General features: G+C 74.0%; 25 protein-coding genes. 13 read left to right on the top strand and 12 right to left on the bottom strand.

The annotated features are described in order from the left end of the window. The first annotated feature begins 12 nt into the window (after positions 1–12). Complete coding sequence (locus tag ACGFSC_RS18760; RefSeq protein WP_359903127.1) at positions 13–1,575, top strand: SPFH domain-containing protein; 1,563 nt, start codon at positions 13–15, stop codon at positions 1,573–1,575. 382 nt (positions 1,576–1,957) lie between these two features. On the opposite strand, the gene ACGFSC_RS18755 is transcribed toward ACGFSC_RS18760, so the two are convergent. The 3 genes from ACGFSC_RS18755 to ACGFSC_RS18745 form a co-directional block, all read right to left on the bottom strand. After that, positions 1,958–2,275 (bottom strand): beta/gamma crystallin domain-containing protein, encoded by a 318-nt coding sequence (locus tag ACGFSC_RS18755; RefSeq protein WP_380351537.1) that lies wholly within the window; start codon positions 2,273–2,275, stop codon positions 1,958–1,960. A 526-nt stretch (positions 2,276–2,801) separates the two neighbouring features. Then, positions 2,802–4,262: a PTS transporter subunit EIIC gene (locus tag ACGFSC_RS18750; RefSeq protein ID WP_359903133.1), complete on the bottom strand. Its 1,461-nt coding sequence runs from the start codon at positions 4,260–4,262 to the stop codon at positions 2,802–2,804. 31 nt (positions 4,263–4,293) lie between these two features. Beyond that, positions 4,294–4,899 carry a MarR family transcriptional regulator gene (locus ACGFSC_RS18745; RefSeq protein ID WP_359903136.1) on the bottom strand — a complete coding sequence of 202 codons (606 nt, stop codon included), beginning with the start codon at positions 4,897–4,899 and terminating at the stop codon, positions 4,294–4,296. Positions 4,900–5,089: 190 nt separating this feature from the next. Between ACGFSC_RS18745 and ACGFSC_RS18740 the strand changes: the two genes are divergently transcribed. The 6 genes from ACGFSC_RS18740 (at position 5,090) to ACGFSC_RS18715 (ending at position 11,085) form a co-directional block, all read left to right on the top strand. Further along, positions 5,090–6,289: a cytochrome P450 gene (locus ACGFSC_RS18740; RefSeq protein WP_359903139.1), complete on the top strand. Its 1,200-nt coding sequence runs from the start codon at positions 5,090–5,092 to the stop codon at positions 6,287–6,289. 93 nt (positions 6,290–6,382) lie between these two features. Further along, complete coding sequence (locus ACGFSC_RS18735) at positions 6,383–6,580, top strand: ferredoxin (RefSeq protein WP_359903142.1); 198 nt, start codon at positions 6,383–6,385, stop codon at positions 6,578–6,580. Next, positions 6,577–7,776, top strand: a complete 1,200-nt coding sequence (locus tag ACGFSC_RS18730) for an FAD-dependent oxidoreductase (protein WP_359903145.1) — start codon at positions 6,577–6,579, stop codon at positions 7,774–7,776. Before ACGFSC_RS18735 ends, ACGFSC_RS18730 begins: the two co-directional genes overlap by 4 nt. A gap of 202 nt (positions 7,777–7,978) precedes the next feature. Continuing rightward, positions 7,979–8,569 carry a hypothetical protein gene (locus ACGFSC_RS18725; RefSeq protein WP_359903148.1) on the top strand — a complete coding sequence of 197 codons (591 nt, stop codon included), beginning with the start codon at positions 7,979–7,981 and terminating at the stop codon, positions 8,567–8,569. Positions 8,570–8,746: 177 nt separating this feature from the next. Beyond that, entirely contained in the window at positions 8,747–10,645 is a 1,899-nt protein-coding gene (locus ACGFSC_RS18720; RefSeq protein WP_392863616.1) for an MFS transporter, read from the top strand. Continuing rightward, positions 10,642–11,085 carry a MarR family transcriptional regulator gene (locus ACGFSC_RS18715; protein ID WP_359903151.1) on the top strand — a complete coding sequence of 148 codons (444 nt, stop codon included), beginning with the start codon at positions 10,642–10,644 and terminating at the stop codon, positions 11,083–11,085. Before ACGFSC_RS18720 ends, ACGFSC_RS18715 begins: the two co-directional genes overlap by 4 nt. 148 nt (positions 11,086–11,233) lie before the next feature. On the opposite strand, the gene ACGFSC_RS18710 is transcribed toward ACGFSC_RS18715, so the two are convergent. After that, positions 11,234–12,424 (bottom strand): enoyl-[acyl-carrier-protein] reductase FabV, encoded by a 1,191-nt coding sequence (locus ACGFSC_RS18710; protein ID WP_359903154.1) that lies wholly within the window; start codon positions 12,422–12,424, stop codon positions 11,234–11,236. A gap of 241 nt (positions 12,425–12,665) precedes the next feature. On the opposite strand from ACGFSC_RS18710, the gene ACGFSC_RS18705 reads away from it, so the two are divergent. Beyond that, on the top strand, positions 12,666–13,685 hold the full coding sequence (locus tag ACGFSC_RS18705) for a S66 peptidase family protein (RefSeq protein WP_359903157.1): 1,020 nt from the start codon (positions 12,666–12,668) through the stop codon (positions 13,683–13,685). 48 nt (positions 13,686–13,733) lie between these two features. On the opposite strand, the gene ACGFSC_RS18700 is transcribed toward ACGFSC_RS18705, so the two are convergent. After that, complete coding sequence (locus ACGFSC_RS18700) at positions 13,734–14,291, bottom strand: GNAT family N-acetyltransferase (RefSeq protein WP_359903159.1); 558 nt, start codon at positions 14,289–14,291, stop codon at positions 13,734–13,736. A 78-nt stretch (positions 14,292–14,369) separates the two neighbouring features. Beyond that, a complete protein-coding gene (locus ACGFSC_RS18695; protein ID WP_359903162.1) occupies positions 14,370–14,972 on the bottom strand; it encodes a hypothetical protein in 603 nt (200 codons plus the stop codon). 322 nt (positions 14,973–15,294) lie between these two features. Here ACGFSC_RS18695 and ACGFSC_RS18690 point away from each other — a divergent pair, with 322 nt between their 5' ends. Next, positions 15,295–17,004 (top strand): cytochrome bc complex cytochrome b subunit, encoded by a 1,710-nt coding sequence (locus ACGFSC_RS18690; RefSeq protein ID WP_392863613.1) that lies wholly within the window; start codon positions 15,295–15,297, stop codon positions 17,002–17,004. Here the strand turns inward: ACGFSC_RS18690 and ACGFSC_RS18685 are convergent. The 3 genes from ACGFSC_RS18685 to ACGFSC_RS18675 all read right to left on the bottom strand — a co-directional run bounded on the left by ACGFSC_RS18685 (position 16,970) and on the right by ACGFSC_RS18675 (position 19,896). Next, a complete protein-coding gene (locus tag ACGFSC_RS18685) occupies positions 16,970–17,365 on the bottom strand; it encodes a cytochrome c oxidase subunit 4 (protein WP_359903165.1) in 396 nt (131 codons plus the stop codon). The genes ACGFSC_RS18690 and ACGFSC_RS18685 overlap by 35 nt on opposite strands. Further along, positions 17,362–19,077 (bottom strand): cytochrome c oxidase subunit I, encoded by a 1,716-nt coding sequence (gene ctaD, locus ACGFSC_RS18680; protein WP_359903168.1) that lies wholly within the window; start codon positions 19,075–19,077, stop codon positions 17,362–17,364. Before ctaD ends, ACGFSC_RS18685 begins: the two co-directional genes overlap by 4 nt. Positions 19,078–19,254: 177 nt before the next feature. Further along, positions 19,255–19,896, bottom strand: coding sequence for an L-threonylcarbamoyladenylate synthase (locus tag ACGFSC_RS18675; protein ID WP_359903171.1), 642 nt, complete (start codon positions 19,894–19,896; stop codon positions 19,255–19,257). 230 nt (positions 19,897–20,126) lie between these two features. Here ACGFSC_RS18675 and ACGFSC_RS18670 point away from each other — a divergent pair, with 230 nt between their 5' ends. Then, a complete protein-coding gene (locus tag ACGFSC_RS18670) occupies positions 20,127–20,480 on the top strand; it encodes a hypothetical protein (RefSeq protein WP_359903174.1) in 354 nt (117 codons plus the stop codon). Between the two features lie 60 nt (positions 20,481–20,540). Here the strand turns inward: ACGFSC_RS18670 and ACGFSC_RS18665 are convergent, their stop codons facing one another. Together ACGFSC_RS18665 and ACGFSC_RS18660 are read right to left on the bottom strand one after the other, a co-directional pair. Beyond that, positions 20,541–20,696 (bottom strand): DUF6131 family protein, encoded by a 156-nt coding sequence (locus tag ACGFSC_RS18665; RefSeq protein ID WP_359903176.1) that lies wholly within the window; start codon positions 20,694–20,696, stop codon positions 20,541–20,543. 164 nt (positions 20,697–20,860) lie between these two features. Next, a complete protein-coding gene (locus ACGFSC_RS18660) occupies positions 20,861–22,381 on the bottom strand; it encodes a threonine/serine exporter family protein (protein ID WP_359903179.1) in 1,521 nt (506 codons plus the stop codon). A 284-nt stretch (positions 22,382–22,665) separates the two neighbouring features. On the opposite strand from ACGFSC_RS18660, the gene ACGFSC_RS18655 reads away from it, so the two are divergent. Continuing rightward, on the top strand, positions 22,666–22,989 hold the full coding sequence (locus ACGFSC_RS18655; protein ID WP_359903181.1) for a plasmid stabilization protein: 324 nt from the start codon (positions 22,666–22,668) through the stop codon (positions 22,987–22,989). 286 nt (positions 22,990–23,275) lie between these two features. Here ACGFSC_RS18655 and ACGFSC_RS18650 read toward each other — a convergent pair whose 3' ends face one another. Then, entirely contained in the window at positions 23,276–23,938 is a 663-nt protein-coding gene (locus ACGFSC_RS18650; RefSeq protein ID WP_359903184.1) for a TetR/AcrR family transcriptional regulator, read from the bottom strand. A gap of 175 nt (positions 23,939–24,113) precedes the next feature. Here ACGFSC_RS18650 and ACGFSC_RS18645 point away from each other — a divergent pair, with 175 nt between their 5' ends. Both ACGFSC_RS18645 and ACGFSC_RS18640 read left to right on the top strand, forming a co-directional pair. After that, positions 24,114–24,782, top strand: coding sequence for an SRPBCC family protein (locus ACGFSC_RS18645; protein WP_359903186.1), 669 nt, complete (start codon positions 24,114–24,116; stop codon positions 24,780–24,782). A gap of 162 nt (positions 24,783–24,944) precedes the next feature. Beyond that, positions 24,945–25,118 carry a CsbD family protein gene (locus tag ACGFSC_RS18640; protein WP_359903189.1) on the top strand — a complete coding sequence of 58 codons (174 nt, stop codon included), beginning with the start codon at positions 24,945–24,947 and terminating at the stop codon, positions 25,116–25,118. The last annotated feature ends 58 nt before the right edge of the window (positions 25,119–25,176 follow it).

Genomic DNA, 25,176 nt, shown 5'->3' with positions numbered 1-25,176 from the left:
CGCAGGTCCGCCGTGGGGTGGATCTGGAAGACTGCTGCCCGGCGCGAACCGGTGTCGGAGTCGGGGAGCCGGATGGGTAGGAGAGCCGCTGTGGAACCGGTCTTGATCGTTCTGATCGTTCTGGTGCTGTTCGTCCTGAGTGCCCTGGGGAAGGCGATCCGGATCGTTCCGGAGGCCAGCGCCGCCATCGTGGAGCGCTTCGGGCGCTACACCCGCACACTCGCCCCCGGCCTGCACTTCGTCGTCCCGTTCATCGACACCCTTCGGTTCCGGGTCGACCTGCGTGAACAGGTCATGGCGGTTCCGCAGCAGCAGGTGGTCACGCACGACAACCGGCGCGTCGACATCGACATCGCCGTCTCCTACCGGGTGTCCGATGCCAGGGCCGCCACCTACGACGTCACCAGCTACGTTCAGGCAATCGAGCAGCTCGCTGTCGCCACGCTGCGCGGCATGGTCGATGGCATGGACCTGGAGCGGGCCCTGACTTCCCGCGAGGAGATCATCACGGCCCTGCGCGGTGCGCTCGACCGGGACACGGCCCGCTGGGGTGTCCGGGTCCACCGCGTCGAGTGCAAGGTGGGCGCGCCGCCCGCCTCCCTCCAGGGCCCGACGGTGAAGCGGGTCGGCGCCGACCGGCACGGGGGTCCCGTCGTCCCGGCCGGCGAGAACGGAGGCGCGCGTGGCACACCGCGGTCGCCCGTACGGGCCGGACTCGCCCCCGGGCACCGTCCGCTCCGGCAGGATGATCCTCGCCGTATCGGCCGCTACCACCTGACGGCGGTGCTGGGCCAAGGCGGGATGGGCACGGTCTATCTCGGCCGGTCGCCCGGGCAGCGCCTGGTGGCGGTCAAGGTCATTCGGTCGGAGCTCACCGAGGATTCGACCTTCCGGAGGCGGTTCGCCCGCGAGATCGAAGCCGCGAGCCTCGTCGGCGGGTTCCACACCGCGTCAGTGGTCGACGCCGATCCCCACGGCGACCCGCCCTGGCTGGCCACCGAGTACATCCCCGGCCCGTCACTGCACGACGTTCTCAGGCAGCAGGGCGCCCTGCCCCCGAGGACCCTGCACACCCTCGCGGTCGGCGTTGCCGAAGCACTCGAACGCATCCATGCCTGCGGCATCATCCACCGCGACCTCAAACCCGGCAACATCATCGTCTCCGGCGCAGGACCCCGCATCATCGACTTCGGCATTGCCCGGGCCCTCGACAGCACCGGACTCACCAGTACCAACTATGTCGTCGGCACCCAGGGGTTCCTCGCCCCGGAACAGCTCATCGGCGGACCGATCACGCATGCCGTGGATCTCTACGCCTTCGGCATGGTGCTGTGCCATGCCGCCGGAGCCGCCCCGCTCCCGGACGGCGAAACCCTGGCATCCGCCCTCAGCCTGCTGCCCTCCCGGTTCGTCGACGTCATCACCCTGTGCCTCGACCACGATCCCCGGCGCCGGCCGACGGCCACCGACGTACTCGAACTGCTCTCCCGGAACCCGTCGACCGGCGACTGGTTGCCGCTCCCCGTACGCACGATGGTCGACCTGTACAACCCGGCGACCGGCTCGACACCCTGATCGCCGCGGCCGGGACACGGCTGCCACGGCATCTCCTCGCCGGCCCGACCAGCCCCAACATCCGGGCCTGGTCGGGCCGGTCGTCAGTCGGGGCGGCTTCGCCTGAAACCGCAGGACGCACGCGGTGTCCGCGAGGACGAGCTGCCGCCGCGGTCCGAAGTGCGCTGGTGCGGCGGCGATCCGGCGCCGCTCCGCGCGGGCGGAGCGGACGCCGGGGCGCCGCTCGCGACCCGGGCCAGGAACGGGCCACCTCCAGCGTCGCGGGGCCAGGGTTGGAACACGGTCGGCCGCGAAGTGGCCGACCTGCCGCACGAGCCGATGCCGGTCACGCCCGGAGAGGCGTGACCGGCATCGGCGTGTGGAGCGACCGGCTGCCCCCGTGTCACCCGATCTGGATGGCGGCGACCCTCGGCGGTCGGTTCGGGAAGGTGATGTCGGTCCAGCGTTCGATCCTCACGGAGTCACCGTTCACGTCGTAGTACGTCAGGTCGTTGTTGCCCGTGGAGATCCGGTCGACCCACCACCCGCCGAAGTCGGTCCTCCCCCCGTTCGCGTAGCAGTCGACGCTGTCACGGCCGTCGAGGTGCGACCAGATCTTCAGGAAGTCATTGCGGCCCCCGTCGCACTGGACGTGGTCGATGGCGAAGGCGTCGCCGCTCGGCAGGCCGACGGTGGCCGTGGCGGCTGCGGCGAACGCCATGGCCATGGAGCAGATGGCCCTCTTGGTCTTCGAGATCACGGATTCTCCCTCGTACGAGGCCCGGGGCGCGGCCCGGCGCTGTCAGTGGCGTCATGTCATGACGGAACGGTGCTCGGCCGATTCGGTGAACGGCCGACCCGCGCACCGGTCCAGCTCCTCCCGGCCGTGCCTGTCGGTGACACGGCCGCATGACCCGGACCTCAACGTAGTGACCCCCGTCCCCCGTCCGGCCGCAACACTCCGAATGCGAACCGGCGGGCCGAGACATCACCCGATCGTGGCGCTCACGTGCGCACGAGGGGCCGGGAGGGGGCTGCTCCCCCCTCGGAGGTGCTCGCCCGAGCGGGGAGGGCGTCGGTGCCGGGGGTGTCTCCGCCTTCCTGAACTCCGCCGGCACCGTGCGGTCGCAGGTCCTGCTCGGGGCGCGTGACACGGCCTCGGTCCGACCGCCCGGCGCGGGCCGGTCGGGATGCGTCCCGGCGGGCGCGCGCCGTTCCGGGGCTCGTCGGGAGCAGGGCGGACCGGGCTACTCCGCCGTCCGGTCCGGCTCGGCGGCCGGGGCGTCGTACTCGGCGAGGGTCTCGCGGGTGAAGCCGAAGAAGTAGGTGGCCAGGAAGCCCGCGAGGTAGCCGGTGAGCAGTCCGCCGCCGTAGACGGCGGCGCCCGCGAGGAGTCCGTGCGGGCCGGCCAGCAGGGGGAAGAGGGCCCAGCCGGAGGGGCCGATGGCGGTGGAGCCCACCGTGCTGCCGAGTTGGCCGGCCACCCCGACGAAGGCGCCGCCGGCCGCGCCGCCGACGCAGGCGGTGATGAAGGGGCGCCCCAGCGGCAGGGTGACGCCGTAGACCAGGGGCTCGCCGACGCCGAGCAGGCCCGCCGGGAGGGCGGACCTGATGGTGGCCCGGATCGAGGCGTTGTGGCGCAGCCTCAGGTAGACGGCCACGGCGCAGCCGACCTGCCCGGCGCCGGCCATGGCGAGGATCGGCAGCAGGACGGTGGAGCCCTGCTGCTGGATCAGGGTGGTGTGGATCGGGATCAGCGCCTGGTGCAGGCCGAGCATGACCAGCGGCAGGAAGAGGCCGCCGAGCACGAGTCCGGCGAGCAGGCCGCCGTGGGCGAGCAGCCAGGTGGCGGCGCGGCCGATGGCGGTGGAGATCTCCCCGGCGACGAACATCAGGCCGAAGAGCGCGGCCAGCCCGCCGAGCAGCACGGTGACGGTGGGGGTGACCAGCACGTCCAGGGCGGCGGGCACCAGTCGGCGGGTCCAGCGTTCCAGGTGGACGGCCAGCAGTGCGGCGCCGAGCGCGCCCACCACGCCGCCCTGCCCGGGGGTGAGGTGGTGGCCGAAGGCCTCCACCCTGGTGACCCCCGCGTAGACGATCACGCTGGCCACGGCTCCGCCGAGCACGGGTGTGCCGCCGAACTCCTTCGCGGTGTTGTAGCCGACGAAGACGGCGATCAGGGACATGAACCCGGAGGAGACCGGGCCCAGGGCGGTGACCAGCGCCGGTGCCCAGCCGAGGTTGGCGAGGGCCCCGGCGAGACCGGCGACGATCCCGCATCCGATCAGGGCGGGGATCAGCGGGACGAAGATGTTCGCGATCCGGCGCAGCGCCAGCTTCACCGGGGTCGCGTTGCGTACCCGGGCCTGGGCCCGGATGCGCTCGCCGCGCCCGGCGAGGTCCTCGGCGGTGGGGGCGGCCGCCGGCCCGGCCGCCCCGTCCTGCGGGCCGGGGGGCTCCAGGAGCAGGCGCAGCCGCGCGGTGACCCCGGCGACGGCGGCGGGCCCGAGCACGATCTGGTAGGTGTCGTCCTCGACCGTGCCCAGGACCGCCGGCAGCGCCCGGAGCGCCTCGGTGTCGACCAGGGAGCGGTCCGCCAGGCCCAGCCGCAGCCGGGTCATGCAGTGGGCGACCGAGCGGATGTTGGCGGCGCCACCGACCAGCGGGAGGATCGCCTCGGCCACGGCGCGGTTCTTCTCGTCCGACATGCCGGGTGACGTACCCGGGTGCTCCCCCGGCTCAACCGCCTTGGTACGCGGCGGTTCTGGGCCCCGTGGCCGGAGCCGGTGCGCCGGCGGCGCCGTCCGTCCGGTCCGGGAGCGGGTCGTCGTCGGTTCCCGTGGTGCGCACCCGGTGCACGTACCGGTCGATGAGGTGGCGCAGCACGGTGGCGGTGGTGACGACGTCCGTCTCGGGGACGCCGTCCAGCGCGTCGGCGAGCCCGATGATGTTGGCCTGTTTCAGACGGTCCAGCACTTCCCGCCCACCGGGGGTGATGGCGACCTGGCGGGCCCGCCGGTCCTGCGTGTCCTGGCTGCGTTCCACCAGTTGCTGGCCCTGGAGCCGGTCGATCTGGCGGGTGACGTGGGAGGGTTTGACCATCAGGCGGTCGGCCAGGTCGCTCACCCGGCTGGCCTCCGCGCGCTCGGCGAGCGCGCGCAGCAGGTAGACGTCCGAGCGGGCGGCGGTGATGCCGGCCTTGGCGGTGCGGCGCTCGTGCTCCTGTGACCGTGTCAGCAGGTAGGCCAGGGTGGCCAGGACGTCTTCCAGGCCGTCCAGGCCGTCCGGGCCCTGCGGCCCGCGGGCGGTGGTCCGGTCGTCTTCGGCGTCTTCTTCGTCCGACATGGGGGAACTGTAGCGAGACGGTGCGGGCGGCGGCCGGGGCGGGCAGCCGGCGCCGGATTTCGGACAGATTCGGCCGTCACCCGATCCGCCCTTCCACCACCACGGAACGCGAGTTAGCGTGACTTTCAGTTAGTTGCTTTGGGCACGTAACTAGGTGCCCGCGGCTCGACTCCCGGAAGGGGATCCACCGATGGCCACCGCCGAGAAGACCCCCCGATTCACCCACCCCGCCGCCCGCGGCACCTGCCCGTTCGCCCCGCCGCCCGCCTACGACCAGGCCCGGCGGGAGGAGCCGGTCGGCCGCGTCACCCTGTGGGACGGCTCCACCAGCTGGCTGGTCACCCGCCACGAGGACGTCAAGACGGTCCTCTCCGACGCCCGGTTCAGCTCCGACTCCACCCGGCCCGGCTACCCGTTCATCAGCGCGGGCGCCCGGCAGCTGAGCACCGGACGGCCGACCATCATCCGGATGGACGCCCCGGAGCACACCCACTTCCGCCGGATGCTGACCGGCGAGTTCATGATCAAGAAGGTCGAGGCGCTGCGCCCGGAGATCCAGCGGATCGCCGACGAGCTGCTGGACCGGATGACCGACGGACGCTCCGGCGCCGACCTCGTCCACGAGTTCGCCCTGCCGCTGCCGTCCCTGGTCATCTGCCTGCTGCTCGGCGTCCCCTACCAGGACCACGACTTCTTCCAGGAGTGCAGCCGCGTCCTGCTGCGCCGCGACTCCAGCGCCGAGGACGTCGCCGACGCCCAGGCCCAGCTGATCGACTACCTGGTCGGGCTCACCGAGACCAAGCGCACCCACCCCGACGACGGCATCCTCAGCCGCCTGGTGGAGCGCGGCGAGCTGAGCACCCAGCAGATCGGCGACATGGGCCGGCTGCTGCTGATCGCCGGACACGAGACCACGGCGAACATGACCGCGCTCTCCGTGCTCGCCCTTCTGCGCAACCCCGACCAGCTCGACCACCTGCGCGAACACCCCGAGGCCGTGCCCGGCGCGGTCGAGGAACTGCTGCGCTACCTGACCATCGTGCACTCCGGCGTGACCCGGGTCGCCACCGAGGACGTCGACCTGGACGGGGTGCGGATCGCGGCGGGCGAGGGCGTCATCTGCATGGTCAACACCGCCAACCGGGACGAGCGGGAGTTCCCCGGCGGCGACGAGCTCGACCTGACCCGCGACGCCCGCCGCCACCTGGCCTTCGGCTTCGGCATCCACCAGTGCCTGGGACAGCCGCTCGCCCGCCTGGAGTTGCAGATCGCGCTGGCCACCATCCTGCGCGGACTGCCCGAACTGCGCCTGGCCGTACCGTTCGAGGAGGTCCGCTTCCGCGGCGAGATGCTCATCTACGGCGTCCACGAGCTGCCCGTCGCCTGGTGACCCGGGCTCCCCCGCGAGCCGCCAGAACCACACCAACCCACTTGCCCCTAAGCGGAGTTCACCTCCCCGGGGCACCCCTCCGAAAGGAAGACCATGCTCGTCCGGATCGACCAGGAGAAGTGCTGCGGCGCCGGGCACTGCGTGCTCGCCGCCCCCGACGTCTTCGACCAGCGCGACGAGGACGGCATCGTCGTCCTGCTCGACGCCGAACCGCCCGCCGAACTCCACCGGGCCGTCCAGGACGCCGCCGCCGTCTGCCCGGCCGCGGCGATCCACCTGGAGCAGGTGTGACCGCACTGCGGGAGGTGGCCGTGGTCGGCGCCGGCGCGGCCGGGCTGCACGCCGCCGAGGCGCTGCGCAGGTCCGGCTACGACGGCCGGCTCACCCTGATCGGCGCCGAGCCGGAGCCGCCGTACGACCGGCCGCCGCTGTCCAAGTACCTGCTCGGCGGGCAGTGGCAGCCCGACCGCCTGGCCCTGCGCGGCCCCGAGGCGCTGGCCGAGCTCCGGCTCGACCTGCGCCTCGGGGTCCGGGCCGAACGCCTGGACCGCCGGGAGCGCACCGTGCGGCTCTCCGACGGTAGGCGGGTGCGCTGCGAGGCCGTCGTCGTGGCCACCGGCGTCCGCCCGCGCCGGCTGCCCGGCGCCGACGCACCGCGGCCCGGGGCGCACGTGCTGCGCACCCTCGCCGACGCCCTCGCCCTGCGCGAGGAACTGCGGCCGGGCACAAGGCTGTTGGTGGTCGGCGGCGGACTTCTCGGCGCCGAGGCGGCGGCCACCGCCGTCGGGCTCGGCGCCGAGGTGACCTGGCTGACCTCCACCGCCACGCCGCTCGCCGCCGTCCTGGGCACCGAGACGGCCGCGCTGCTGGCCGGCCTGCACCGCGAGCACGGGGTGCGGCTCCACCGGGGCGTGGCCACCGGGCTGCTCGAACGGCGCGGCCGGGCCGCCGGCGTCCGACTGGCTGACGGGACCGAACTGGCCGCCGACGCCGTGCTGATGGCCGTCGGCTCCGAGCCCGCCACCGAGTGGCTGGCCGGCAGCGGCGTCCCGCTGGACGACGGCGTGGTCTGCGACGCCTACTGCGCCGCCGGCCCCGGCGTCTGGGCGGCCGGGGACGCCGCCTCCTGGCCCGACCCGCGCACCGGCCGCCACCGGCGCCTCGAACAGCGCACCAACGCCACCGAGCAGGCCATGCACGCGGCCCGGAACCTGCTGGCCGGACCGGACGGCGCCCGGCAGGCCTACCGGCCGGTCCCGTACCTGTGGACCGACCAGTACGGACTGCGGGTGCAGGTGTTCGGCCGGCCCGGCGGCGCCGAACGGTTCGAGGTCGTCGACGGCAGCCTGGAGGAGCACCGCTTCGCCGCCGTCTGCGTCCGCGACGGCCTGGTCACCGGCGCGGTCGGGATCGCCTCCGCCAAGGCGCTGCGCGGGCTGCGCGCCCAGGTGGCGGCGCACGGCCCGTGGCCGCCCGAACCGGCCTGAGCCCCAGGCCGGCCTGAGCCCCGAGCCGGGCCGTCCCTGGGCACGGGGACGGTTCCGTCCTCGGGCACGGGCCCGGGTAGGGTCCGCCGGCCGCTGCCGCCCGCCAACCGGGCGAGGCGGCGGGCGGACCGGCATGGTGCGGGGCCCCGGAGCGACCGCGCCCGGAGACTGGTGGCCCGCATCCGGCCAGGGGAGCAAGCGCATGGACGACCGCAGCCGCCGAGCCGGCCCGGGGCCCGCTCCGACCCTCGCGGTGAGCCCCCGGGCCGGTGTCCTGGGCACCGCGCTGGCCGCCGTGCTCGCCTTCTCGCTCTCCTCCGGCTCGTGGCAGTGGTTCTCCACCTACCTCGGGCTGACCCTCCTCGCGGTGGTCCTCTCCTCCACCCGCCCGCCGACCCGTGCGACGGACGCGGGAGCCGGCTACGCCCGGAGCCTGGCCGCCTACGCGCTGGTCATCGGCCTGACCGCGGCCCTCGCCCTGGCCCCCGCGATGCAGCGCTGGTCCTGGCTGTTCCCGATGCCCGGCACCCGCCGCGACTGCCCCCACCTGGGCGACTACGCGCGGCTGCAGGCGCAGGCCGCCCTCGGCGACCTCGCCGCCGGGGACGGCGCCGCGCTCGCCACCGCCCAGGACGAGCAGGCCCGGCACGCCGTCGCCGACTGCCTGTCCGCCACCACCACGCTCTGGCTGCCGGTGTACGCGCTGGCCGCGGCCCTGCTGGCCGTACTCCTCGTCCTGCTGCTGGACCGGGTCCGCGGCCGGCGGCAGCCGTCCGGGACGGCGGCGGGCTGACGGGCGGCGGCGGGCTGACGGGCGCGGCCGCGCGCGCCGTACCGCTCCCCCGCCGCTCCGCCGCCGACGGTCTACCGATCGAACAGCCGTCGGACTATCGTTAGTTGGCGGAAGCTATCGAATTCCCACTCCGACCCGCCGGCCGGCCCCGGCCCGGTCGGCCGGCAGGAGGCAGCGGTGGCGACACGACTCTCCGGCGGCGGCAGGACCGGGCGGCCGCGCCCGGCCCGTACCGCCGTGGAACCGGATCACCCCCGGTACAAGTGGGTGGCCCTGTCCAACACCACGCTCGGTACCCTGATCGCCACCATCAACGCGTCGATCGTGCTGATCTCGCTGCCCGCGATCTTCAACGGCATCGGTCTGGACCCGCTCCGGCCGGGCAACGTCAGCTACCTGCTGTGGATGCTGATGGGCTACATGCTGGTCACCGCCGTCCTGGTGGTCACCCTCGGCAGGCTGGGCGACATCCACGGCCGGGTGCGGATCTACAACGCCGGTTTCCTGATCTTCACCCTCACCTCGGTGGCGCTCTCCCTCGATCCGCTGCACGGCGGGGCGGGCGCGCTCTGGCTGATCGGCTGGCGGGTGGTGCAGGCGGTCGGCGGCTCCATGCTGATGGCCAACTCGGCCGCGATCATCACCGACGCCTTCCCGGCCGACCGGCGCGGCACCGCGCTCGGCGTCAACATCGTCGCGGGCATCGCCGGATCCTTCATCGGCCTGGTCCTCGGCGGGCTGCTGGCCGAGTGGAACTGGCGCTCGATCTTCTGGGTCAATGTGCCGATCGGCCTGCTCGGCACGGTCTGGGCCTACCGGTCGCTCCGCGACACCGGCGTGCGCAGGCCCGCCCGGATCGACTGGTGGGGCAACGTCACCTTCGCCGTCGGCCTGACCGCCCTGCTCGCCGCCATCACCTACGGCATCCAGCCGTACGGCGGCCACACCATGGGCTGGACCAGCCCCTGGGTGCTGGCCGGACTGTTCGGCGGGGTGGCGCTGCTGGCCGTCTTCTGCCTGGTCGAGTCCCGGACCGCCGAGCCGATGTTCCCGCTCTCGCTCTTCCGCGACCCGGTCTTCACGGGCGGCAACGCGGCCACCCTGCTGGGCTCGATCGCCCGCGGCGGGCTGCAGTTCATGCTGATCATCTGGCTCCAGGGCATCTGGCTGCCGCTGCACGGCTACGACTACGCCGACACCCCGCTGTGGGCCGGCATCTACCTCGTCCCGCTGACCGTCGGCTTTCTGGCCGCCGGACCGATCGCCGGCTACCTGTCGGACCGCGCCGGGGCCCGGTTCTTCGCCGCCGGCGGGCTGGTGGTGATGGCGTTCTCCTTCGCCGGGCTGCTCCTGCTGCCCACCGACTTCGGCTACCCGTGGTTCGCCCTGCTGGTGTTCCTCAACGGCCTGGGCGGAGGACTGTTCGCCGCCCCCAACACCTCGCTGATCATGTCGAGCGTGCCGGCCGCGGCCCGCGGCGCCGCCTCCGGCATGCGGGCCACCTTCCAGAACGCCGGCATGGTGCTGTCCATCGGCGTCTTCTTCTCCCTGATGGTGGCCGGTCTGGCCGGCTCGCTGCCGCACACCCTCACCGCCGGACTGACCGCCCAGGGCGTGCCCGCCGCCGACGCCCGCACCATCGCCTCGCTGCCGCCGGTGGGCACCCTGTTCGCGGCCTTCCTCGGCTACAACCCGATCCAGCAGCTCCTGGGCCCGCACGTGCTCGGCCAACTGCCGCCGGACAACGTCCGGACGCTGACCGGCCGGGAGTTCTTCCCGCAGCTGATCTCGGGGCCCTTCCACGACGGGCTGGTGGTGGTGTTCTGGCTGGCGATCGCGATGTCGCTGGTCGCCGCGGCCGCCTCGCTGGTCCGCGGGCGGCCCCGGCCCGCCGCCGTGGACGCCACCGGCTCCGGCGCCCGGCCCGCTTCCGCGGCGACTGCTTCCCCGGCTCCCGCCGGCGGGCCGACGGCCGCCGGGCCGCGAGCGGCGGCGGAACCACCGGCCACCGCCCCTCGGGCCCCGCGGACGCCGACCCGACCCGCCACCCCTCCGACGAAGGAGCACGGACCGTGAGCGCCGACGGTGACGGGCTCTCCGCCGAGTCCGTGGTCCGGCTCCGCCTGGCGATAGGCCGGCTCAACCGCCAGCTGGTCCGTGCCTCCGGGGACCAGGACCTCACCGCCGCCCAGCTCTCCGCCCTGGCCCGGGTGGAGCAGCACGGGCCGCTGCGGCTCGGTGAACTCGCCGCCCGCGAGGGCGTGGCGGTCCCGTCCATGGTCCGCACCGTCGCCCCGCTGGTCGCCGACGGCCTGGTCGCCAAGAGCCCCGACCCGCAGGACGGACGCTCCCAGCTGCTCGCCCCCACCCCGCTCGGGCTGGAGACCCTCGCCCGGATCCGCCGCGAGCGCACCGCCCTGCTGGCCCGGCGCAGCTCCCGGCTCACGCCCGAACAGTGCCGTGCGCTGGAGGCGGCCCTGCCGCTGCTGGAACTGCTCCTGGAGGAACCCGGCTGATCCACCGCCGTCGGCACGCCCCGGCCCGGGCAAGCACCCCCGGCCCGGCGGGTGGCAGGCTGGCGCGATGACTTCCGCTGTGCGGCGAACCCGTCGCCTACGAGCAGCTCCCGGAGCACATCAGGGTCGCCGTGGACGCACCGTCGGGTCACTCGGGCCAGGGCACCGAGGTCTCGACGCCGGTGGTGTAGTCGACGCCGGGGACGTCCCAGCCGTACAGCTGCCGGAACTGGTTGTAGAACCAGGCGGCGCCGTCCGGCTGGGCGGCCAGCGCGCCCGCCGGGTCGGCCCACAGCTCCCGCACCCGGTCCTGCACGGCGGGGTCGAGCTCCCAGCCGTCCAGGCGGATGCGGCCCTGCCCGTCCAGGGTGAGCTCCTTCGCGCCGGTCAGCTGCTCCCACAGGTCCACGGCCTGGTCGTCGGTGGTGCGCCAGCCGTCCTCGCCGAGGACGATGCGCAGCAGCGAGGTGTAGAGGGCGATGGAGGGGATGGCGGTGGACGCCTGGGTGACGGCCGCGCCGGCGACGACGGTGAACGCCCGGCCGCGGTCGGCGAGCAGTTCGGTCTGCAGCTGACGGGCGGTGGCCTCCAGGTGCTCCTTGGCGGCGCCGATCGTGCCCTGCCGGTAGACCGGCGCGGTGATCTCGGAGCCGACGTAGGACAGGGCCACGGTGGTGAAGCCGGGGCCGAGCAGGTTCTGGTCGGCCAGCGCCCGCACCCACAGCCGCCAGTCCTCGCCGCCCATCACCTTGACGGTCGCCGCCCGCTCGGCCTCGTCGGCCGGGGTGAGGCCGACGGTGCCGATCTGCGGGGCGCCGTCCTCGAAGAGCAGGGACGGCGAGGTGTACGGCGAGCCGAGGGGCTTGATCACCGAGTGGTGGACCTCGCCGGTGGCCGGGTCGGTGCGCCGGGGCGAGGCGAGCGAGTAGACGAGGTAGTCGACCGGGCCGTAGCGCTCGGCGAGGAGCTTGAGCACCTCGGCGCGGGTGGCGTCCGCGTAGGCGTCGGCGTTGACGAAGGTGAAGTCTCCCCCGCTCCGCTCGACCAGGGCCGAGGTCGCGGCGGTGCGGTACCAGCCGGCGGTGGCGGTGCGCCGCTCGGTGGCGGCGGCCTCGTAGCCGACGCCGATGCCGCGGATGCCCTGGCGGCGCAGCCCGGCGAGCAGCAGCGCCTGGCCGTATCCGGCGCTGGCACCGAGGACCAGGGCGACCGGGGCCCGGCCGGCCGCCGCGGGCGCGATGCGCTGCCACTGGCGGTCGACGGTCGCCGCGCTGCCGGCCGGGTGGGAGTTGACGATCAGGTAGCCCCGCTGCTTGGGGGTGATCTGCTGGATGCTCACGTGCTGGCGCCCTCTCCGATCCGGAGATCGTGATCAAGGTGTCGGTCGTCCGGAGCCTATCCGCGCCGGGGGGCACCGCCTTTGCCATGCCGTCACGGAAGATGCGGCCTCCACTTGTCGGAGGTCGTCATTGCGGCGGTGTCCCGCTTCGGCTAGCAGCCTTCCGGGCGATCCACGCGTGGAGCCGGACGACCGGAGAAAATCGCGTGACCCCGCCCGGGGCAGCGGCGACACTGGCGCCATGACCGGTTCCGCCCTGCCTCGGCTGCTTCGACCGCGTGCCCTGGGGCCCGGAGATCTCGTGGTCATCGCATCGCTGTCCGGTCCGCTGCCTGCCGTTTACGAGCCCAACGTCGAGCGGACGGTGGTCGTGCTCGAACGGATGGGGTTCCGCGTGCGTCGGGCTCCGCTCCTCGAAGCGGGACGCCGCCGTTGGTGGAGCGCGGCCACGCCGGCGGAGATCGCCGGGGAGCTCAACGGTCTTCTGCGTGATCCCGAGGTGCGCGCGATCGTCGCGAGTGACGGCGGCCAGACGGCGCTCGGCTACCTCGACCTGATCGACGTCGAGGCGGTCAGGGCCGACCCCAAGCCGATCCTCGGCTACAGCGACATCTCGCTGCTGCATCTGGTGCTCCACGCGCGCACGGGGCTGGTCGGGTTCCACGCCGACATGGCCGTCCCGGGCTTCGGCGGACACTGGCAGTCCGCGTCCGTGGCGCGCCGAGCGGAACTCGAGAAGCTCTACTCCCGGTTGCTGACCGGCACCGAGGCGATCGGTGCGCTGCCCACGAGCCCGTCGTGGGAGTGCTGGCGTCCCGGTCGTGTCGAGGGGCGGCTGATCGGCGGGCTGATCAATCGCATCGTGCTGGCGCAGGCGACGCCGTTCGCGCTGCCCCTCGAACGGTTCGACGGTGCGGTGCTGTTCTGGGAGGAGATGGGCGGCCTGGCGTCGTACGTGTGGAGCTACCTGCAGGTGCTGCGACACAGCGGCATCCTCGATCGGATCGCCGGCATGGTCGTGGGCGTTCCGCGCGAGATCGGCGGACTCGAACCCGGCGCGTCCCCGACGCTGCGCGAGATCGTCCTCGACGTCCTCGGTGACCGTGACATCCCGGTCCTGGGCAACGTCGATTTCGGGCATGCCGGCCCGAATCTGCCGATGCCGGTCGGCATCCGTGTCGGCCTCGACGCGCAGCAGCGGACGCTGTCGCTGCTCGAACCGGCGGTAGCGCCGCACGCGACGCCGGGGCCGGTCGGCTGAGCACCGCGGCTCGGCGAGCCGGCCCCGGGCAGCACCCCCGGGGCCGGCTCACGCTCCGGTGGCGTCCTGGGGGCGGTTCAGCCGCCAGACCACGGCGGTCCCGCTGCCGGCCGGGGCGAGCGGCAGCGCGGCCGGCTCCCGCCGGAGTTCGGTGAAGCCCAGGCGGCGCGGGACGGCGGCGCTGGCGGTGTTGGCCCGGTCGTGCACGATCTCCAGGTGGTCCACCTCCGGCAGGGTGAACATCTCCTCGGCCAGGGCCGCCACCGCCCGGGTGGCGAGGCCCCGGCCGGTGGCGGCCGGGTGCAGCCAGTAGCCGACGCGCCGGCCGCCGGACTCGCCCGCGCGGACGGCCTGGCACATGCCGACCGGGGCGCCGTCCTCGGTGATCGCGTAGGTGTACACCTCGCCGCTCGCCCACCAGGTGTCGCACCGGGTGAGCAGGGCGCGGGTGTGCTCCTCATCGTGCCGGGCCACCCACGGCTCCCAGGGCCGCAAGTGCGCCAGGGACTCCTCGATCAGCGTGAAGGCCGCCGCGAAGTCCCGTTGTCCCTGCCAGCGCCGCAGCGCGAAGGACCCGCAGTCGACGACGTTCCTCGGTCGCACCATGCCGGCCATGATCCTTTCCCGCACGGTTCGCCGCAACCGCCCACCGTCAACTGCCGTGCGGTGCGCGCCCGGTGGGCGTCAGTGTCCGCCCCGGGGTTCCTCGCAGCCGCGGCCGTCCGGGTAGCCGCCGAACGCCTCCGCCCTGGTGGAGTCGGGGATCATCGTCCCGGTCAGGCACATCCCGGCGGCCTCGACGGTGAAGCCGACCGTGGTCCGCCCGATGCCCTGCACCCGCACCTTGTCCGCCGGGTAGCCGAGGCCGGTGAGCCGGAGGCGGGTGCTCTCCGGGGTGTAGTCGTTGGCCGTGCGCAGCGGTTCGAGCGCCTCCTTGACGCGCCGGACGGCCGCCAGTCCGTCGCAGCGGCTCCGGCCGCGCAACGGGAGGGGCGCCTTGAAGGCGTGGTTCTCGGCGTAGTGGTCGAGCGGCGGCGCGGGCGGGGCGGTGGGGCTCCCCGTACGGGTGGGTGTCGGGGTCGGGGTCGGGGTCTCGCCGGGGCAGGGGAAGTCGACCGGCCCGCCCTGGGCCGTGGTCGCGGCGGTGGTCGCGGCGGTCGTCGGCGTAGCGGCGCCGGTGTCCTGGGCGGTGTCCACGTGCTTCGTCCCGCACCCCGCCGCCAGCACGGCGAGTAGCGCCAGTGCCGGTATGCCGAGGCGGCCCCGCCGGGTCCTGATCGTCGTCATCCCGCGATCATGCCCCGGGCGGCCGACCCGCGCCACCTCCGCGGCCGCACCGGTCGAACCACCCGGCAGCGCAGGCGTGTTGTGTGGATTCCGTACCCGCCGACCGCGCCGCGGCGCACCGGACAGGCGCCGGGCAGGCGCCGGAAAGGGTCGCCGGCCCGCCCGGGCCCACCGCCACCGCCACCGCCACCGGAGGCTCGTTCGATGCGGACGCCCGGGCACCCGATGCCCGTTCCGCCGTTGGAGTGCTCTGCCTCCGCCCGCCGCGACATCCGCGACGCTCGGCCGCCCCGTGCGCCGCGAGGCCCACTAGGTTCCTGCCGTGGACGAAACCAGGGCTTCGAACGGGCGCGAGCCGTCCGCCGGCGAGCGCGTCGTGACCCGCCTGGACGCACGGCTGCCGGTCACCGAGGCGGGCCGGGAGCTGCTGCGCAAGGTCTTCCCGGACCACTGGTCCTTCCTGCTCGGCGAACTCGCGCTGTACAGCTTCGTGGTGCTGCTGCTGACCGGCGTCTACCTGACGCTCTTCTTCCGACCGAGCATGAACGAGGTCGTCTACCGGGGCGCCTACCTGCCGCTCGACGGCGTACGGGTGTCCGAGGCGTACGCGTCCACCCTGCGGATCAGCTTCGAGGTGCGGGGCGGACTGATGATCCGTCAGATCCATCACTGGTCGGCGCTGCTGTTCGCCTCCGCGATCGGTGTGCACCTGCTGCGGGTGTTCTTCACCGGGGCGTTCCGCCGCCCGCGCGAGCTCAACTGGGTGATCGGGGTGACACTGTTCAACCTGGCGCTGCTGGAGGGGTTCTCCGGCTACTCGCTGCCGGACGACACCCTCTCCGGCACCGGCCTGCGGATCGCCGAGGGCGTCCTGCTGTCGGTGCCTCTGGTCGGCAGCTACCTCACCCTGTTCGCCTTCGGCGGCGAGTTCCCCGGCCACGAGGTCATCCCCCGGCTGTTCACCGTGCACGTCCTCCTGGTCCCGGGTCTGCTGCTGGCCCTGCTCGGGGCGCACCTGACGCTGGTGGTGGTGTTGAAGCACACCCACTGGGCCGCCCCCGGCCGCACCAACCGCAACGTGGTGGGGATGCCGTTCTTCCCCCAGTTCCTCACCCGCACGGTGGGCCTGATGTTCGCGGTGGGCGGCGTGATGGCGCTGTCGGCCTTCCTCGCCGAGGTCAACCCGATCTGGCGGTACGGCTCCTACCGCCCCGACGTGGTCGGCACGGGCGCGCAGCCGGACTGGTACATCGGCTTCATCGAGGGGGCGCTGCGCCTGATGCCGGCCACCGAGACCAGGCTGCTCGGGCACACCGTGTCGTGGAACGTGTTCCTGCCCGCCCTGGTGGTGCCCGGTCTGCTGTTCGCGGCGCTGTACGCCTACCCCTTCGTCGAACGGTGGCTCGACCCGGGGACCGGAGAGCACCACCTGTGCGACCGCCCGCGCAACCGGCCCACCCGCACCGCGCTGGGCACCGCCGGGATCACCGTCTACGCGGTGCTGCTGATCGCCGGCGGCAACGACGTCATCGCGTACGCCTTCGAGCTCTCCGTGAACGCGCTCACCGTGGTGCTGCGGACGGCCCTGGTGGTGCTGCCGCCGGTGGTCTTCGTGCTCACCCGGCGCCTCTGCCTGGCCCTGCAGGCCCGGGACCGCTCCCGGCTGCTGGACGGCGACGAGACCGGCCGGATCGACCAGTCGCACGACGGCGGCTTCTCCGGCCACCGCCGCCCGGTACCCGAGGCCGAGCGGTACGTGCTGCTGGCGCGCTCCGCGGCGGATCCGGTCACGGCCCTTCAGGGGGCGCCGCGGCACGAGCGGGTACGGGCCGCGGCGAGCTCCTGGTTCCACCGCGACCGGGTCGAACTCCCCTCCACCGAGCGGGAGTCGGAGCGGATGGCGGCCGTCCTCACCGCCCCGGCGCACCCCGCTCCCCCGGCCGTCCGGGCGCCCGCACCCGCCCCGGGCGGACCGCTCCGGCGGCTGCTGCGCCGGTTCAGCCCGCGTCGTGGTCGCGGTACTGGAAGATGAAGCCGGCGACGGCGAACGCGAGCACCAGGGCGCCGACGACGATCAGCCACCGGGCGAAGACCAGTCCCAGGGCGAAGACCGTCACACCGACCGCAGCGAGGACCGGACAGCCGCTGCGGGCCGGGAAGAATCCCACCGGCCCGGCGGCCTCGGCGATCTCGGCCTCCTTGCGGTCCTGCGCCCGGCCGCCGCCCAGCCGCCGGTGCTGGACGAACCAGAACAGCGCGACCAGGCCGGACATCAGGAACGCCACCGCCAGGATCGCCTTGCCGGCCGGCTCCCGGGCCCAGAGGCCGTAGACCAGTCCGGTCACCGCGAAGAAGGCCGTCATGACGGCGAACAGCCATCCTTCCGCCTTCACCGCCCGCTCCCCCGCCCGCCTGAACGGCCGTGCGGCACACCGGTGTTGACGCTCGACGGCTCCTCCGTCGGCACCTCAGGATGGTGCAGGTCGAAGGCCGGCGACTCGGAGCGGATCCGGGGCAGCGCGTGGAAGTTGTGCGACGGCGGCGGGCTGGAGGTGGCCCACTCCAGCGACCGGCCCCAGCCCCACGGATCGTCCTCGGCGACCTTCTCGCCGTACCTGGTGGTCCGCCAGACGTTGTAGAAGAACGGCAGGTTGGAGATCCCGAGCAGGAACGAGCCGATCGAGGCGCAGACGTTCAGGGCCGTGAAGTCGTCCACCGCCAGGTAACTCGCGTAGCGGCGCGGCATCCCCTGGGCGCCGAGCCAGTGCATCACCAGGAAGGTGGTCTGGAACCCCGTGAACAGGATCCAGAAGTGGACCTTGCCCAGCCGCTCGTCGAGCATCTTCCCGGTGAGCTTCGGCCACCAGAAGTAGAAGCCCGCGAAGGTGGCGAAGACGACCGTCCCGAACAGTACGTAGTGCAGGTGGGCCACCACGAAGTAGCTGTCGGTGACGTGGAAGTCGATCGGCGGCGCGGCCAGCAGCACCCCGCTCAGCCCGCCGAACAGGAAGGTCACCAGGAAGCCGATCGACCAGAGCATCGGGGTCTCGAAGGACAGCGAGCCGTTCCACATCGTCCCGACCCAGTTGAAGAACTTCACCCCGGTGGGCACCGCGATCAGGAATGACATCATCGAGAAGAACGGCAGCAGCACCTGGCCGGTGGCGAACATGTGGTGGGCCCACACCGACATGGACAGCGCGGTGATGGCGATGGTCGCGCCGATCATGCCGTAGTAGCCGAACAGCGGCTTGCGGCTGAACACCGGGATGATCTCGCTGATGATGCCGAAGAACGGCACCGCGACGATGTACACCTCCGGGTGGCCGAAGAACCAGAACAGGTGCTGCCACAGCAGCGCCCCGCCGTTCGCCGCGTCGAAGGCGTGCGCGCCGAACTTGCGGTCCGCCTCCAGGCAGAGCAGTGCGGCGGTCAGCACCGGGAAGGCCAGCAGCACCATGACGGAGGTGAACAGCACGTTCCAGGTGAAGATCGGCATCCGGAACAGCGTCATGCCCGGCGCCCGCAGGCAGGTGATGGTGGTGATGAAGTTGACCGACCCGAGGATGGTGCCGAGGCCGGCCACCACCAGGCCGAGCGCCCACAGGTCCCCGCCCGCCCCGGGCGAGAACAGCGGCCCGTTCAGCGGCGCGTACGCGAACCAGCCGAACGAGGGCGCACCCCCGGTGGTGAGGAAGCCGCTCAGCACCATCAGCCCGCCCAGCAGGAAGGCCCAGTAGGTGAAGGCGTTCAGCCGGGGGAAGGCGACGTCCGGCGAGCCGATCTGCAGCGGCATGATCGCGTTGGCGAACCCGGCGAAGGTCGGGGTGGCGAACAGCAGCAGCATGATCGTGCCGTGCATGGTGAACAGCTGGTTGTACCGCTCGTTCGACAGCAGCCCGGTGTCCGGCCCCATCAGCTGGGCCCGCATCAGCAGCGCGAGCACGCCTCCTACCAGGAAGAAGCCGAAGGCCGTCGCCAGGTAGAGGTTCCCGATGACCTTGTGGTCCGTGGTGAACAGCCAGCGCAGCAGCGTGCTGCCCTGCCGGACCCGCGCCCGGGTGCGGTCCTGCGCCCGGGGCGGCGCGGTGGACGAAGCGCTCATGGAACCTCCGCAGCGGAGCCGGTGACGCCCCCGGTCGCGGCGCCGACCCCCTCCCCGGCCCGGCGGAGGGCCCGCCCTCGCACGCCATCGCCGACCCTAGCGGCGGCGGCCCCGGCCACCGGGGCGCCACGCGGTACGGCCCTTCGACCGGGCGCGGCGCCGTCCGGGGCTTCGGGCTCAGCGCTCCCGCAGGTCGGGGACCACCTCGCGCAGCCGCTCGGCGCCGAGCGCGCCCGCCCGCAGCAGGACCGGCACCTCGCCGGTGACGTCCACGATCGAGGAGGGCACGGCGGCCGCGGTCGGGCCCCCGTCGAGGTAGACGGCCACCGAGTCGCCGAGCATGCCCAGGGCGGCGTCGCAGTCCTGCGGCGAGTCGTGCCCGGTCAGGTTCGCGCTGGAGACGGCCAACGGCCCGGTGGCGTTGAGCAGTTCGATGGCGACCGGGTGCGCTGGCATCCGCACCGCGACCGTCCCGTTGGTCTCGCCGAGGTCCAGCTCGACCGACTCCAGGTGGCGGGCGACCACGGTCAGCCCGCCCGGCCAGAACTCCTTGACCAGCTGCCGGGCGCGCTCCGTCACCTCGACCAGCCCGTCCAGCGCCTCCGGGGAGCCGACCAGCACCGGCGAGGGCATGTTCCGGCCCCGGCCCTTGGCCCGCAGCAGGCGGTCGACCGCCTCCGGTGCGAAGGCGTCGGCGCCCACGCCGTACACGGTGTCCGTGGGCAGCACGACCAGCTCACCGCGGCGCACCGCGGCCACGGCCTCGCGCAGCCCGGCCGCGCGCTCGGACGGGTTCGAGCAGTCAAAACGACGAGTCATCAGGGGTCTCCACCAGCGGGCCGCCGGCCCGCACCGTTCCTCCGGCCCGGCCACCTCTCCGACCGGACACGTCCTGGTCAGCCTACCCGTCCCGGCCCCGCCGCCCGGCCGCGCCCGGGTCCGGCCGACGGCTCGGTCGCCTCCGCCGCTCGGGTGGCGCGGGGCGGTAGCGCCGTAGCGGGCCGTGGTCCCCGGGGGCGGGCCGTGGCGGGCGGACGTAGGTTGCGGACATGACCAGTGACGAGACCGTCCCGGGCGTGGGAGTGCGCCCGCTGGACGAGGTGTTCGCCGCGATCGACAAGGTCAACCGGCGCCCGCGGCCCTGGACCGGCTTCGAGCACGGCGTGCTCGGCGCCTACCGGTGGGCCGCCGGCGCCCAGGTCGCGGCCCCGGTCACCGCCGCGGCCACGGCCGCCGCGACGGCCGGCGCCACCGGTCCGTGCCACGCCCAGCTGCTGGCCGAGTGCCAGGCCGCCGCCGTCCACCTCCACCGGGTCCGCGCCCAGGGGTCGGACCACAGCTACGTGCTCGGCGTCCACCGGGCCCTGGCCTGGCTCTGCGGACTGCACGAGGACCGCCCCTGAGCGGGGCGGTCCGGTGCGTCGGGTGGCCGTCGCACGGCACTGAGCAGGGGTCAGCCCGGGTCAGTAGTAGTGCCGGCGGCCGCCGACGGCGTGCCCGAGTGCCCCGGCGACCCACAGGACCAGACCGATCGCGACCAGCACGATGCCGATGGTCCACAGGATCGAGATGCCGGTGACGAAGCCGATGATGAGCAGGATGACACCGAGGACTATCACGAGGGTCTCCAAGGTTGACGGGTGGCGACGACGGAGGCGGCCTCGTCGGCCGGAACCGGCCTGGGCCTTCCCCGGGGAGCGGGCCGGTCCCGCCCGGCCCGGCTCCACACCCCACGCGTGTACCGCGCCGCCGCCCGGGCAAACAACCGGCCCGTCATTCCCTCTCAGCGCCGGTGGCGGCCGCGCCGGCGGCGGGGCGGCGCGGCCATCCGGGGCGCGGGCAGGAAGAGCCGGGCCAGCTCGCGGCCCAGGTTGACGCCGATGGCGAGGGCCATCGCCATCGCGCCGGCCCGCCCGATGCCGCTCAGCCCCACCTCGGGCTCGCCGCGCACGAAGGCGAGCATCCCGAAGTACAGCACCGAGCCGGGCAGCAGCGGCCCCAGCGCGGCGGTGATGTGCGGCAGCGCCGAGCTGCCCCGGCAGCGCGCCATGAGCTGGCCGGACAGTCCCACCAGCCCCGCCGCCAGGCCGGTGGCCAGGATCGGCTCGCCGCCCGCGTTCACCAGCACCCCGTACGTGGTCCAGCCGGCCGCGCTGTTCAGCAGAACCGCCGGCAGGGTGCCCGGCTCGGTGTTCAGCAGCACCGCGAACGCCAGGGTCAGGAGCACCGCGGCGGCGAGCTGCAACGGCGGGTTCACCGCGCCGGTCGGAACGTCCTGGGCGGCCAGGTCGGCGCCGTTGTTGACGCCGACGTAGAGCACCGTCATCACCCCGATCACCACCCCGGCCATCAGGTACAGCGCTTCGAGCAGCCGGGCGGCGGCGGTGAGGTAGAAACCCGCCAGGCCGTCCTGGGCCGCCGCCACCATGGGCCACCCCGGCAGCACCGCGTACAGCCCCCCGGTGATCACCACCGATCCGCGCAGGTGCAGCCCGTTGAACGACAGCAGGATGCCGATCACGGCGGCGGGCACCGCCGCCACCACGAACTGGTAGAAGGCCGGGAGGTCGTGGCGCGCCACCAGCGCCGAGAGCCGCTCGCCCGCCAGCGCGGCGACGACGGCGCTGGCGAACACCAGCCAGGCCCGGGCGTCGGCCCGGCCGCCGATCAGCAGGGTGGCGGCCCCGGCCATCCCCCCGCAGCAGAGCACGAACAGCCGGCCCGAGTAGCGGCGGCTGTGCCGGCGGGCCGCCACCAGCCGGCCGTGCGCCTCCCGGACGGCCATCCCGCCCACGGTGATCTCGATGACCAGCCGGAACACGGCCGCCAGCCGCGCGTAGTCGACCGCCGGGCGGCGGACCGAGCACTCGGCCGTCAGCGAGGGCTCCGACGGGCCGGGCTGGTACGAGATCGCCACCCGGGTGAAGGTGACCTGCGGGTCGCACGGCTGGAGCCGGTAGGCGTGCGCGACCGCGAGCATGGCCGCCTCGACGTCCTCCGCGGCCTCACCGCTGGCCAGCAGCAGCTCTCCGACCAGCAGCGCGAGCTCCAGCACCTGCGCCGGTTCGACACCCGCCGGCGGCTCCGCGCCGGCCTCCGGCCCGGGCTGCCGATCGGCCGTCGGGGTGCGCAGCAGCGGCAGCATCATGTCGGGCCATGGGGCCGCGGTGCCGTCGCCGTCCGGTCCGGACCGGGCGCTCGTCTCGCGCCGTCCGGGCGCGGGGGCCTGCGGCGGCACCCGTTCGGGCCGGGTGGGCCGCCCTTCCGGGCCGGCGGGCGCGCCGAGCTGCTCGTGTTCCGTCATCGCGACTCCCTGACCCCACCCCCTCCGTCAACAACGTGCAGCCGTTCAACTACCCGGAGTGACGCTGCGGCGAACGCGCCACACCCGGCACACCCGTACGGACCGGAGCACGACCCGCCGTACACGCCCCGTCGCCCCGCGCGTGCCGACCTCGGGGGCGGGGCCGACCGGCCGCCGGGCTCCCGGACGGGCCCGCACACCGCCCCGACCGGCGGATTCGCGGCGGCGTTCGCGGGTACACGCAGCGGCGCTACGACCCCGAGCGAGGAACGGAGGCTCCGGCCATGCCCCGAGGATCCAGCCCCGAGCGGGAGCGCCAGTACGAGCACATCAAGGACAGCGCGCTCGACCGGGGCGAGAGCGAGAAGCGGGCCGAGGAGATCGCCGCCCGGACGGTGAACAAGGAGCGCGCCAGGCACGGCGAGTCGAGGACCGCCAGCCGGAGTTCGACCCACGACATGTCCTCCGGCCGGCGCGGCGGACAGCGCTCGCACCGGGGCGCCCGGGGCCCGACCTACGACCAGCTGTACAACGAGGCCAGGCAGCGCGGCATCAAGGGCCGCTCCACGATGAACAAGAGCCGGCTGGCGCACGCGCTCGGCCGCTGAGCGGCGTGCCACCCCAGGAGGTGCCCCGATGACCGTCCCGATGCCCCCGGATCCGGACACCCGGCCGACCCCCGGCCCCGGCCCCGACCCCGCGCCTCGGCCGGGCGAGCCCGATCCCGCGCCGCCGCCGATCCCGCCGATCCCGCCGTTCCCGCAGCCGGAGCCGCTCCCGGACCCCGACGCACCACCGCTTTCCCAGCCGCACGCCGGGCAGGACTGAGGCCGCGGCGCGGTAGCGCCGGTGCCGGTCGGGGCGGCAGTGGCGGGCGGTCAGAAGCGCGGGCGATCAGAAGCGCGGCGCCAGCAGGCCTTCCAGCTCGGCCTCGAAGAGCAGTGCGGGCCGGAAGCCCATGCCGGTGAAGTGCCCGGCGAGCTCCAGTGACAGCACGCCGTGCAGGCGGGTCCAGAAGGCCAGGAAGCGGTGCAGCACCTCGGGCGGGGCCGGCTGATCGCCCGCCCAGCCCCGATGGCCCAGCAGGTGGGTGGCGAACGGCGCCTGCGGCGTCTCCGGCCCGGCCGGGGCGAGCGCCGCGCAGGCGTCGACCAGCGTCCGCATCACCTCGTCGGCGATGGCGGTGGTGTCCTCCGGTGCACGGTAGCCGGGCACGGGGGTGCCGTAGATCAGGAAGTACCGCTGGGGGTCGGCCAGCGCCCACTCGCGCAGGACGTGGGCGAGCCCGGCCAGGTCGGCGCCCTCGGCGGCGGCCGCACCGAGGGTGTCGGCGAGGCTCCGGTACGCGTCCCGGACGAGTTCGGTGATCAGCTCGTCGCGGCCGGCGAAGTAGCGGTAGAGCGCCGGGCCGCTCAGGCCCATCCGCTTGGCGATCGCGTTGACGGAGAGCGCCGAGGCGCCGGCCGTGGCGATCTGGTCCCAGGCGTGCGCCTTGATCTCCTCGCGCACCTGGGCCCGATAGCGCTCGCGCGGGGTGTCCGCGCCCGTCCCGGCCATGCTTCGCCCCGCTCCCCGAGTTGCCCGACTACATGTTCACGCTTTCGTTAGAAGGTATCACGGAACCTGTTGACCTCCCAGGGCTCGGGGAGTTACAACTTCTAACGAAGGCGTGAACATCTAGCTCGCAGCGACCGTGCCGTTCCCGACGGCCGACCAGTGAATGGGGAGTTCCATGTCCGGCACCCGCACCACCGGCACCCTCAGCACCCGCACCACCGGCATCCGCAGCGCCCTGCTGACCGTCCCGCTCGCCCTCGGCCTGCTCGGCGCCGTCGCAGCGCCGGCCGTCGCCGCGCCGGCCGGGGCCGCCACCGCCCACCGCCCCGGCTCCTCGCTCACCTGCCGCGGGGCGGGCGTCGACCCCGACGCCCGGGTCCGCTACCGGACCGGGACCGTGATCCACGCGCCGCTGCGGACCGTCTGGCGGCTCCAGACCGACGTGGAGCGCTGGCCCGACTGGCAGGCCCCGGTGCGGAGCGCCGAGCGCCTCGACGGCGGCCCGCTGCGCCCGGGTTCGGTGTTCCACTGGACCACCCCGCTGCCCCCGAACCCCGCCTCGACCGACCCCGTCCTGGAGATCACCTCCACCGTCCGGCAGCTGCGGCCCGGCTCCTGCATCCGCTGGACCGGCCCGGCGGTCGCGACCGGCCTGCGGATCGACGGCGTGCACGTGTGGAACTTCACCGAGGTGCCCGGCGGCGTCCTGGTGCGCACCGAGGAGACCCACACCGGCCCCCAGGTCGACGCCGACGTCCCCGCCGCCACCGACATCCTCCGCCAGGGCCTCGAAGGCTGGCTGCACGACCTGAAGACCGCCGCCGAGGCCGGCGCCACCCGATAGCACCGCCGCGCCGGCGAACCGCCGGGCTTCCCCGCGCGGGATCGGGACCCGGAAGAGCCCGGCCGCGCACGGAAGTCCCCGGACCGCGCATGGAAGCCCCCGACCGGGGCAGACGCCGCCCGGGGCGGACTTCGCCCCCGTCGACGAGAGGAGGCACCCGCTGTGGGTACCGAGAAGAAGCTGCACAACATGGCGGAGAAGGCGAGCGGCAAGGCCAAGGAAACCGCCGGGCGGGCCACCGGCGACCGCTCGACCGAGCTCAAGGGCAAGGCCGAGCAGGTGAAGAGCGACCTGAAGCAGGCCGCGGAGAAGGTCAAGGACGCGGGCAGGCATTGACCCGGCACCCGGCGGTCGCCCCGGGCGGCCACCGGGTGTCCGCCCATCCACCGCACCC

The organism is Kitasatospora sp. NPDC048715 (genome assembly GCF_043198905.1).
Classification (GTDB): domain Bacteria; phylum Actinomycetota; class Actinomycetes; order Streptomycetales; family Streptomycetaceae; genus Kitasatospora; species Kitasatospora lactacystinica.
This window is presented reverse-complemented; position numbering and strand designations above follow the sequence as displayed.